Source organism: Gilliamella sp. BG2 (genome assembly GCF_046635645.1).
GTDB classification, from domain to species: Bacteria; Pseudomonadota; Gammaproteobacteria; order Enterobacterales; family Orbaceae; genus Gilliamella; species Gilliamella bombi.
The window spans coordinates 1-9,029 of the sequence record NZ_JBIDFF010000044.1 but is presented as its reverse complement, the minus strand read 5'-3'; the positions used below and the strand labels follow the sequence as shown (position 1 = coordinate 9,029).

Genomic DNA, 9,029 nt, shown 5'->3' with positions numbered 1-9,029 from the left:
GAAGTTATCCCGTCTAACAAGTTATCCCGAGGCTCAGCAGGCAGAACAATCATAAATAATATTACGCAAAATATCTCCTTCGGCGAGGGGCAAGACAATAAAGAAGCAGCTAACGAGACAGCTAGAATGCTGAAACAAGCGCTCAGAAGTGTAATTCAAGAAGAACAAAGACCGGGAGGGCTGCTAAATCGTCGTTGATTTGATGTCTAAAATTTCATACCATTACCGAAATTATTAAGGAGATGGTATGAAAAAGATCTTATTTTGTTTATTGCTGTTCCCATTTTTTGTTTTTGCTGATGATTTCTATGATTGTAAATATGCAAAGGGTGACAAAACAAAAAACAATCTAAAACATATGGGGGATGGAACAGTTTGGGTGGCTAATGATAGATTTGTTGCTCACGATTATATTAAAGACGAGTATAAATCACCTAAATTTACTAAATTTGTAGATAATTTATCTATTGCAGAGGACTCAAGGTACGTATATGTTCTTGCAAATGATAGAACAAATTATGCAATTGCGTCTAAAACAGATAATGCTATTTTTCAATGGAATAATTGCACTCTTGATTTATCTGTTGATTTCAAAAATGCAAAATATGGCAGCAAACCAGTAAATTTTTTACCTAAGATAAAATCGTATTTTCGAGAAGTATTAAAAGATCCTGATTCTGCGAAATATTCTGATATTTCTAAGCCACAGAAAGATTTCATGTTTGAATACAAGAATGTTATTACTGGATATTCAGTCTGCTTATATGTAAATGCTAAAAATTCATTTGGAGGTTATACGGGAAGAAAATTATATTGGGCTTTCTTAAAAGACAATAAATTATTAAGAGTAATCAATACAGAAGATTCTAGAACAATAAGCCGTTGGCATAATATTAGTTGCAATTACTAAAAATATATTTAAATTTAGTCAATTTGTTATTAACTACCAAAGCAATTCAAACCCTCTAAGAGGGTTTTTTATTGGCTATAATTATAATGTGATATCGATACGTACGGCTTTAGCGATTATCTTATATTCTCCTTTTTTCAAAATAATGTCAGAATAATTAGCATTTAATGGGTGTGCCGTCGTTTGATTAGCATCAATAAAAAGTTGTTTAATTGAATAGATTTTATCAATTTCAATTAAGCAAATATCACCACTTTTTATTTCAGCATCCATATTAAATGTTACGATAGAACCGTCTGGTATACCTAATTTTTTAGATATTTCCATTGAGTCGCCAGTCATCCGTATAGCAAAAGCGCTTTTATGTATATCTTTAAGTTTATTTGGTAATGGATAAAGCTCTAATTTGTTTGTGCTAAACTTATTTTCATTAAAAAGAGACAAGTCAAAGCTGTTTAAATCAAAAATAGTAATCTGTTCTTGATGTGTTGCGGGAGTATAATTTTCCCATTCATCTATATTCGTATCAATACCCGTACCTAGCCACGAAGAGTTAACACCTAAATAGAAAGCCAAATCTAGTAGAGTATTTTGTCTAGGTTTTGCTTGACCAGCTTCGTAAGCAGCAATTTGTCTTTGGCTTATTCCAACCATTCTTGCTATTTCGGTTTGTGTTAGTGAATGAGCTTTTCTCATAGATGAAAGCCTTTCCGGAAACCCTTCATTTATTTTAATCATGAATAAATCCTAAAAATAATTGTTTACAATATGAATAATTCATATTAATATATATCAAGTTACTTGAATTAATCATAACACAATCAGGAGGAGAAAGTGAAAGAAAATAAAGTAACGTTATCAGCAAGAATGCCTGTAAGCCTTAAAGCTGCGCTTGAGGTATTAGCAGCAATGAATGATAGAACAATGAGCCAAGAGCTTGTAAACAGAGTTAGACAGTCATTAACAGAGGAGGAAAAGAAAATTGCAGGCATCTAAAAAACTAAAGGCTTTAACTGCGCCAACAGCCAAAGCCCAAATCAAGTTAACCACAAACTCTAAATAAGGGAAAACTTATGAATAATAGTAATATAAACAACTCTAATTGTCCAGTAATAGCTGGAATCTCTATCACAACTGATAAAGAAGGTCGATATAATCTTAATGCGCTGCATAAAGCTAGTGGATTGGGTAATAACAAGGCTCCAGCGCAATGGTTAAGAACACAAACTGCGAAAGATTTAATTGAAGAAGTAAAAAAAGAAACTGTGCAAAATCGCATAGTTGCAACCGATGTGCAAAAATGCACATCGCCTATAATTACTGTTAAAGGTGGCATCAATCAAGGTACTTTCGCCCACGAACTTTTAGCTATTTCTTACGCAGGTTGGATTAGTCCAAAATTCCAATTAATAGTTAATCAAGTATTTTTAGACTATAAAAAAGGTGAATTGAAAAACATTCAAAAACCTTTTAAATCTTATTTACCTGAATATCGACAAGCTAAGGCGATAGAATTATCAGTCAGAGCATTAGATAAGATGTTTAGTAACCTACCGCACCTTAGCGAACAGTCTAAGCAAGCTATCTATGCAGATACAATTAATCCGATTGCAGGTAAAAATGTTATTCCGCTTCCCAAGCTTGAAAACAAAACATTTTCAGCCAGCGAAGTAGGTGATTTACTTGGCGTATCCTCAAATAAAATTGGTCGTATAGCTAATAAGCTCAACTTAAAAACAGAAGACTACGGAATTTTCGTACTCGATAAGTCACGTTCTTCTGATAAACAAGTTGAAACTTTTAGATATAACGAAAAAGCAATAGATGTAATCAAAAATCATCTTATTAATAAAGAAATCGCTTAACCAATTAACAACAAATTATAAGCCCCCAAAGAGGGGCAATTACGAGGATATAGCATGTCAAACACAAAATTAGAAACAATTCAGTTTCACAATCAACAATTAATCGTTCTTAACCACGAAAATAAACCGTATATAGCCATGAAGCCTGTATGCGAAAATATTGGGTTAAGCTGGGCAGCACAATTCAAAAGAATTCAACGTCATCATGTACTTAGCCAAGGTGTTGTCATGATGACAATACCCTCTAAAAGCGGTAATCAAGAGTATTTATGCCTACCAATTTCGATGATCAATGGTTGGCTATTCGGTATTGAAACAAGTCGAGTAAAACCAGAAATCAGGGCAACACTTGAACAATATCAGCTTGAATGTTTCGATGTACTTTATAATCACTTTATGCCAAAAGTGGCTCAACAATTCCCTAACACAATTTCACCCGAACAACAACAGCAAATCCAACAAGCAGTCAACGAGCGAGTTTATCGAACAGGTGAAAGACATCAAGCGGTTTATTCAAAGTTTCATCAGCAATTTAAGATACCACGCTACCAAGATTTACCCGCTAGTAAATTTGACGAGGCTATAGAGTGGCTTGGCGGTGTAAGCACGAGAAATGGATTATCTGATGAAGATTTGTATAAATTAGCTCGACTATTATTTGTTGCTAATTATATGAGAGAAAAAATTCAGTTAATTGAACCAGCGTTAAAAATAATTGATTCATCTTATAGAGGAGCTTTTTATTCTATGGGCATTGAATTTAAAAGAGATATTGAATCAGCACGATTGATTATCGAAAGGGAGACAATGCATATCATTACAAATCACTTTGCTGAGAAATGGAATAGAGTATTACCAGTCATTCGACATAACTGACTAAAAATTCGTCAGGAAATATATTGATTTTATTCAAGTTTTTTCTGGCGTTTTTGGAGTTAAACTCAAAAACCCTTTTTTAATCGCTTTTTTAATCCATTGAAAAATATAGATTAATTTAAGAGCTAGAAAAAAGGGTTATTTTTGGAAAAAATGGCTAAATTTTAGTTAAAACAAAAGTCTATGTTTGATATAATCAAGTTCACCGCCGAGTAGGCGGTTTAGAAAATATGAAAGTTTTTTCCATAGTTTTTCATGATGTTCACCGCCGAGTAGGCGAACAAACCACCTTCGGGTGGTTTTTATTATCAGTTGTATGGCGCTTAATAACCAAAAATAATTAACGCACTCTATTTTGTGCAGCTAATTCATTAATAGCCGCTTCTGCCAAAAAATTACTCCGATCTTTATAAAAAGAATTTGGTGCTTTAACTGCGTTATCTATTCTATCGATAAGAATATCGGGCAATGTGATATTAATTCTTTTTTGTTTACCAACAAATGATGACAAATCAACGTCAATAATGACCCAGGTATCGCAATGAGCATACTCATCGTTATTTTTATACGAAACATGATCGTTGTGAATATCTTTGACATCATAATCGCCTGATTCAATCATATCTTGAACAGTTAACAAAATAGCTTCTGTCGCCATTGCTGGAATATCGCTTTCTCTGTCTGCGGCAGAATAACAACTATATTTTTCATTACATAATGCAGGTACGACAATGCCGTAAGCCGTATCGCTATCTTTCGGTGTTTCAATGCCAAGAGTAAAAAACATAATACCTCCAAAGGTGGCGGGCTATAAAAGCCCCGCCGATTTTTTGATTGATCTTACTGTGCCAATCGGTAAATCCGATTTTGGGTGAGGAACTGGAAACGTTTTATTAGTTATTGGTGAGTAAAACATATGATGACTACCTCTAACTCGTTTCAGAATACACCCTGCATTGGTAAGTTCCTTTATCAGGTCAGTTGATTTCATGTTTACCTCCTAACCTGAAAATTATTATACACACATATACACAAACAGCAAGTAAAAATACAAGTAAAAACACAAATAAATTAGTTTAATCATCTGGAGAAAACTATGGAAACATTTCACTGGAGACCTCAAAACAGCTCCACGATTTCAGTATCACCGAAAGTAAAGGTAATTAAGTTTGGTGATGGCTATGAGCAACGCATTCGGGACGGTATTAACAACGATTTGCGCTCATACAATGTAACATTTGTTGGGTTATCAGAAGATATCAGCTTGATTGATGATTTTCTTAGCCGACACAATGCGATTAAAGCCTTTTTATGGCGAGAGCCTAACACTCACAAAACGATCAAAGTTGTCTGCCGTTCTTGGACATCAACGCCCAACGGCGCAGCTAAAACAATTTCCGCAACATTTGAGGAGGTAATCGCATGATCCCCAAAAAAATGCTACTCGACATCACAAAAATAGCACAAGATGCGATTATTGATTTGTATGAAGTCGATTTAACTAAAATCGTGGGTAACAAAACGATATTTCGCTTTCATAATGGATTAAGTGAGCTAAGGCGTCCGATTACATGGCAGGGTAATATTTATGAGCCGTACCCGATAAAAGTTGAGGGTTTTCAAAAAAATGGGCAGGGAACCAGTAACCGCCCGACAATGAGCGTTAGCAATGCAATGGGTTTTATCACTGGTCTGATTGCTGATTTTGATGGTTTACTTGGTGCAATTGTCACCCGTCACGAAGTGCCCGTTAAATACTTAGACGCTGTTAACTTTGAAAATGGTAATCAATATGCTGACCCGTTTTGCGAAATCATCTCTAATTATGTCATTGAACAAGTTAAGCAACAAAATTCAATGGTTGTTACGTTTGAATTAGCATTGCCATGCGAGTCTGACGGTGCATTAATTCCTGCTCGTGTCATCATTGCCAATACCTGTAGTTGGATATATCGCTCATCTGAATGTGGTTACACGGGTGGACCTGTAGCTGATGAATTTGATAAACCGACAAACGACATCACAAAAGATAAATGTAGCCGTTGTCTGAATGGCTGTAAACTTCGCTTTGGCCAACATGGTATTCTTCCTTTTGGTGGTTTTCCAACTGCCGCTAAACTCTCTTAATTAATTATGAAAACACAAATACTTAATCATGCAATTTCTTGCGGTGAGGCTGAGTGCTGCGGATTTGTTATTGATAATAAAACTTATCTGCCACGCAACAATATCTCACACACACCAACCGAAACATTCGAAATTTCGTCAGATGACTGGATTAGAGCCGAACAACAGGGCGAAATAACTGCAATTGTTCACTCTCACCCAAACGGCTTACCGATACTCAGCCAAGCCGACCAATTTTATCAGCAACAAACAGGATTGAGTTGGTGGCTAGTTTGCGATAACCGAATTCATAAGTTCAGGTATATCAAGCCGTTACTAGGTCGTGAATTTAATCACGGCAAGACTGATTGCTTAACACTGGTGCGTGACGCATACATGCTAACTGGTATTGATTTGCCGGACTATGAACGGAAAGACGATTGGTGGCATAACGGGCAAAATCTCTACTTAGATTTACTACCTAAAAATGAGTTTGAACAAGTTGAAGACGTTCAAGAAGGCGATGTTATCTTGGTTTGCCTTGGCTCAACAACTCCCAACCATGCTGCTATCTACATCGGCAATCAATTCATTTTACATCATTGCCCAAATCGTCTCTCTAAACGGGATTTATACGACGGGTTTTGGCTTAAATACACACATTCAATATGGAGGCATAAAAAATGGCAATTGTCAGGCTTTACGGCAATCTTAAACAATATGGCGATAAGTTCAATCTGAATGTAGAAACGGCAGCAGAAGCATTGAATGGTTTGTATTGCCAAATCAAAGGCTTGAAAAAGCAAATTATGGACGGCTATTTTCGGGTACGAATTAACGGCGTAGATATGAACGAGGACAATTTACAGTTTAGTCTACACAGTCGAATTCCACAAGATGCCGTTATTCATATTGTCCCCCAAGTTGCTGGAGCTAAAGGCGGTATTTTTAGTTTTATAGCTGGCGCAGCGATGGTCGTTGCCGGTGTAGTAGTCGGTATAACAACAGGGGTAGGACTGGCTTTGGTAGCTGGTGGTGCTGGGTTAATGCTTGGCGGTGTCGCTCAAATGCTAACTAAATTACCCAAAACCGATAAGTTAACGGGTGATAAAAACAATAACACCTATTTTTCCAACTTAGACAACACAATCGGGCAGGGTGCGCCAGTGCCGCTTTGCTATGGTGTAATAAAAGTAGGTTCGAAAGTGCTATCACAAGGGCTTGAAACATTAGACGACGCAACGAATACAGATAAAAACCCAATAACACCAATACCGTGGGGTGAAATCATAAAGGGGAAGAAAAATGGGTAAAGGTTCAAAAAAGGCGAAAACGCCAAAAGAAGCGCAGGATAACCTCAAGTCACACCAGCAGCTTAGTATTATTGATTTACTGTGTGAGGGACAGATAGAGGGTCCATTAAACGGTCTACAAAGCATATTTTTAAATGATACACCAATTCAAGCACCCGACGGTTCGTACAATTTTAACGGTGTTAATGTTGAATGGACGGCAGGCATTCAAGCGCAAGCACCGCTTGAAGGTTTTCCTGCCACTGAAAATGAAGTGCCTGTTAATCTTGAAGTAAAAGCAACAACGCCGATTGTACGTACTATTACCGACCCAAACATTGATAGAGTACGTGTTACGGTTGGGGTGCAGTCGTTAAGCTCAACCGATAACAAGGGAAATATTAACCGAACCTCAGTATCAATGGAAATTCAAATCGGTGTGGGCAGTATATGGAAAACGGTAAAAACGGTAGATTTAATCGATAAAAAAACACGCTCGCAGTATTTAACTTCGGTTATTTTAGATGATTTACCACCCAAGCCGTTTAATATTCGCGTAGTTCGCAGAACACCAGATAGCACATCATCATTGCTAGTTAATAACACGCTATGGAGTTCATACACTGAAATCTACGATACTAAATTTTCATACCCGAACACCGCAGTGGTTGGCTTGAAGTTTGATTCATCGCAGTTTAGTGGTGTGCCTCGCCGTAATTATTTAATCAAAGGGATGATAGTTAAAGTGCCTGATAACTACAACCCAAACACACGGGAGTATAAAGGCTTTTGGTCGGGGAATTTTAAACTTGCTTGGACAAATAATCCGGCGTGGATATTTTACGACATACTAACTAACACACGTTACGGTATGGGTAATCGAATTGGTCAATTCGGTGTTGATAAGTTTACTTTATACACTATCGCTCAATATTGCGACCAGTTAGTCGATGACGGTTTCGGCGGCAAAGAACCAAGATTTACATGCAACTGTTACATTACCGAGCAACGCCAAGCGTATGATGTGATTCACGACCTGTGCTCAATCTTTCGAGCTATGCCGATTTGGGACGGTACGCAGTACACTGCGGTGATGGATAGACCAAGCGACCCTGTGGCAATTTATGCAAATGCAAACGTGGTAGAAGGGCGGTTCAACTACACCTCAGCAGCGCAAAAATCACGGCATACGGCTGTGCATGTGCGTTATATTGACCCTAATAACAATTGGGAAACAACAACTGAATATGTTGCTGATGATGAGCTAATCAAACGATTTGGGCTGAATGTTGCGCAAATTGATGCGTTCGGTTGTACGTCGAGAGGTCAAGCGCACCGAGTTGGTAAATGGTTAATTCAAACTGAAAAACTTGAAACACAAACGGTTACGTTTAGCGTTGGCCGAGAAGGTATTCGTCATTTACCCGGCGATATTATCGGTATTGCCGATAACGATTTTTCAGGTACTACAATCGGCGGACGAATTTTAGAAGCAAATGGTAGCACGATTACGTTAGACCGTGATATTGACATTAAGAACATGAAAAGTGCGTATTTAAGTGTGACTGACACAAATATGCAACTACAAAAAATCAAAATTCAAGCTCAGGTTAAACCTAATCAAATTGTTTTGGTGAATAGTGTTAGTGTTGATGAGTATTCCGTTTGGGGTCTATATGACAATAAAATCAAACCAAGGCTATTTAAGGCTATAACAATCGCTGAAAACAGCGACGGCACTTACTCAATCACAGCGTTACAACATGAACCGCAAAAGGAGGCGGTTGTTGATAACGGGGCTAAATTCGAAGCTGAGAGTAATACAATTTTTGGCTGGTCAATCCCACCCGTTGAACAACTGCAGGCTGAAATTATCCCCGAATCTGATTTATATCAAGCTCGCTTATCATGGTCCACGCCTCGCACGATTCAAAACCTGAAATTTGAGGTAAAAATCTATCGTGATGATAAATTGATTAG

13 protein-coding genes are annotated in these 9,029 nt (G+C 37.3%); 10 read left to right on the top strand and 3 right to left on the bottom strand.

The annotated features are described in order from the left end of the window. Both ACGH6Q_RS11545 and ACGH6Q_RS11540 read left to right on the top strand, forming a co-directional pair. On the top strand, positions 1-198 hold a 198-nt coding region (locus ACGH6Q_RS11545), incomplete at its 5' end, for a hypothetical protein (protein ID WP_411592877.1). 49 nt (positions 199-247) lie between these two features. Continuing rightward, positions 248-910, top strand: coding sequence for a hypothetical protein (locus ACGH6Q_RS11540; RefSeq protein ID WP_411578828.1), 663 nt, complete (start codon positions 248-250; stop codon positions 908-910). A gap of 81 nt (positions 911-991) precedes the next feature. Here the strand turns inward: ACGH6Q_RS11540 and ACGH6Q_RS11535 are convergent, their stop codons facing one another. Then, a complete protein-coding gene (locus ACGH6Q_RS11535; RefSeq protein ID WP_085165738.1) occupies positions 992-1,648 on the bottom strand; it encodes a helix-turn-helix domain-containing protein in 657 nt (218 codons plus the stop codon). A 96-nt stretch (positions 1,649-1,744) separates the two neighbouring features. On the opposite strand from ACGH6Q_RS11535, the gene ACGH6Q_RS11530 reads away from it, so the two are divergent. The 3 genes from ACGH6Q_RS11530 to ACGH6Q_RS11520 all read left to right on the top strand — a co-directional run bounded on the left by ACGH6Q_RS11530 (position 1,745) and on the right by ACGH6Q_RS11520 (position 3,651). Further along, positions 1,745-1,906: an Arc family DNA-binding protein gene (locus ACGH6Q_RS11530; protein WP_141675202.1), complete on the top strand. Its 162-nt coding sequence runs from the start codon at positions 1,745-1,747 to the stop codon at positions 1,904-1,906. Positions 1,907-1,983: 77 nt separating this feature from the next. Further along, positions 1,984-2,775, top strand: coding sequence for a KilA-N domain-containing protein (locus ACGH6Q_RS11525; protein WP_411592876.1), 792 nt, complete (start codon positions 1,984-1,986; stop codon positions 2,773-2,775). 54 nt (positions 2,776-2,829) lie between these two features. After that, positions 2,830-3,651 (top strand): phage antirepressor N-terminal domain-containing protein, encoded by an 822-nt coding sequence (locus ACGH6Q_RS11520; RefSeq protein WP_411592875.1) that lies wholly within the window; start codon positions 2,830-2,832, stop codon positions 3,649-3,651. 340 nt (positions 3,652-3,991) lie between these two features. On the opposite strand, the gene ACGH6Q_RS11515 is transcribed toward ACGH6Q_RS11520, so the two are convergent. After that, on the bottom strand, positions 3,992-4,438 hold the full coding sequence (locus ACGH6Q_RS11515) for a type II toxin-antitoxin system HicB family antitoxin (protein ID WP_411592874.1): 447 nt from the start codon (positions 4,436-4,438) through the stop codon (positions 3,992-3,994). 21 nt (positions 4,439-4,459) lie between these two features. After that, positions 4,460-4,642: a type II toxin-antitoxin system HicA family toxin gene (locus ACGH6Q_RS11510; RefSeq protein ID WP_065560046.1), complete on the bottom strand. Its 183-nt coding sequence runs from the start codon at positions 4,640-4,642 to the stop codon at positions 4,460-4,462. Between the two features lie 105 nt (positions 4,643-4,747). Between ACGH6Q_RS11510 and ACGH6Q_RS11505 the strand changes: the two genes are divergently transcribed. From ACGH6Q_RS11505 to ACGH6Q_RS11485, 5 genes are all read left to right on the top strand, one after another. Then, complete coding sequence (locus tag ACGH6Q_RS11505; RefSeq protein WP_411592873.1) at positions 4,748-5,077, top strand: phage tail protein; 330 nt, start codon at positions 4,748-4,750, stop codon at positions 5,075-5,077. Continuing rightward, on the top strand, positions 5,074-5,778 hold the full coding sequence (locus ACGH6Q_RS11500) for a phage minor tail protein L (protein ID WP_411592872.1): 705 nt from the start codon (positions 5,074-5,076) through the stop codon (positions 5,776-5,778). The genes ACGH6Q_RS11505 and ACGH6Q_RS11500 overlap by 4 nt, the downstream gene beginning before the upstream one ends. Positions 5,779-5,784: 6 nt before the next feature. Then, positions 5,785-6,498 carry a C40 family peptidase gene (locus ACGH6Q_RS11495; RefSeq protein ID WP_411592871.1) on the top strand — a complete coding sequence of 238 codons (714 nt, stop codon included), beginning with the start codon at positions 5,785-5,787 and terminating at the stop codon, positions 6,496-6,498. Then, positions 6,441-7,070 (top strand): tail assembly protein, encoded by a 630-nt coding sequence (locus tag ACGH6Q_RS11490; protein ID WP_411592870.1) that lies wholly within the window; start codon positions 6,441-6,443, stop codon positions 7,068-7,070. Before ACGH6Q_RS11495 ends, ACGH6Q_RS11490 begins: the two co-directional genes overlap by 58 nt. Further along, a partial coding sequence (locus ACGH6Q_RS11485; RefSeq protein WP_411592869.1) for a host specificity protein J occupies positions 7,063-9,029 on the top strand: 1,967 nt, incomplete at its 3' end. The genes ACGH6Q_RS11490 and ACGH6Q_RS11485, both read left to right, overlap by 8 nt.

Bases quoted from the DNA above. Each gene is read 5' to 3' on its own strand.
- ACGH6Q_RS11520 (WP_411592875.1), top strand. From the start codon at position 2,830: ATGTCAAACACAAAATTAGAAACAATTCAGTTTCACAATCAACAATTA.
- ACGH6Q_RS11525 (WP_411592876.1), top strand. From the start codon at position 1,984: ATGAATAATAGTAATATAAACAACTCTAATTGTCCAGTAATAGCTGGA.
- ACGH6Q_RS11510 (WP_065560046.1), bottom strand. From the start codon at position 4,642: ATGAAATCAACTGACCTGATAAAGGAACTTACCAATGCAGGGTGTATT.
- ACGH6Q_RS11540 (WP_411578828.1), top strand. From the start codon at position 248: ATGAAAAAGATCTTATTTTGTTTATTGCTGTTCCCATTTTTTGTTTTT.
- ACGH6Q_RS11490 (WP_411592870.1), top strand. From the start codon at position 6,441: ATGGCAATTGTCAGGCTTTACGGCAATCTTAAACAATATGGCGATAAG.
- ACGH6Q_RS11500 (WP_411592872.1), top strand. From the start codon at position 5,074: ATGATCCCCAAAAAAATGCTACTCGACATCACAAAAATAGCACAAGAT.
- ACGH6Q_RS11515 (WP_411592874.1), bottom strand. From the start codon at position 4,438: ATGTTTTTTACTCTTGGCATTGAAACACCGAAAGATAGCGATACGGCT.
- ACGH6Q_RS11535 (WP_085165738.1), bottom strand. From the start codon at position 1,648: ATGATTAAAATAAATGAAGGGTTTCCGGAAAGGCTTTCATCTATGAGA.
- ACGH6Q_RS11495 (WP_411592871.1), top strand. From the start codon at position 5,785: ATGAAAACACAAATACTTAATCATGCAATTTCTTGCGGTGAGGCTGAG.
- ACGH6Q_RS11505 (WP_411592873.1), top strand. From the start codon at position 4,748: ATGGAAACATTTCACTGGAGACCTCAAAACAGCTCCACGATTTCAGTA.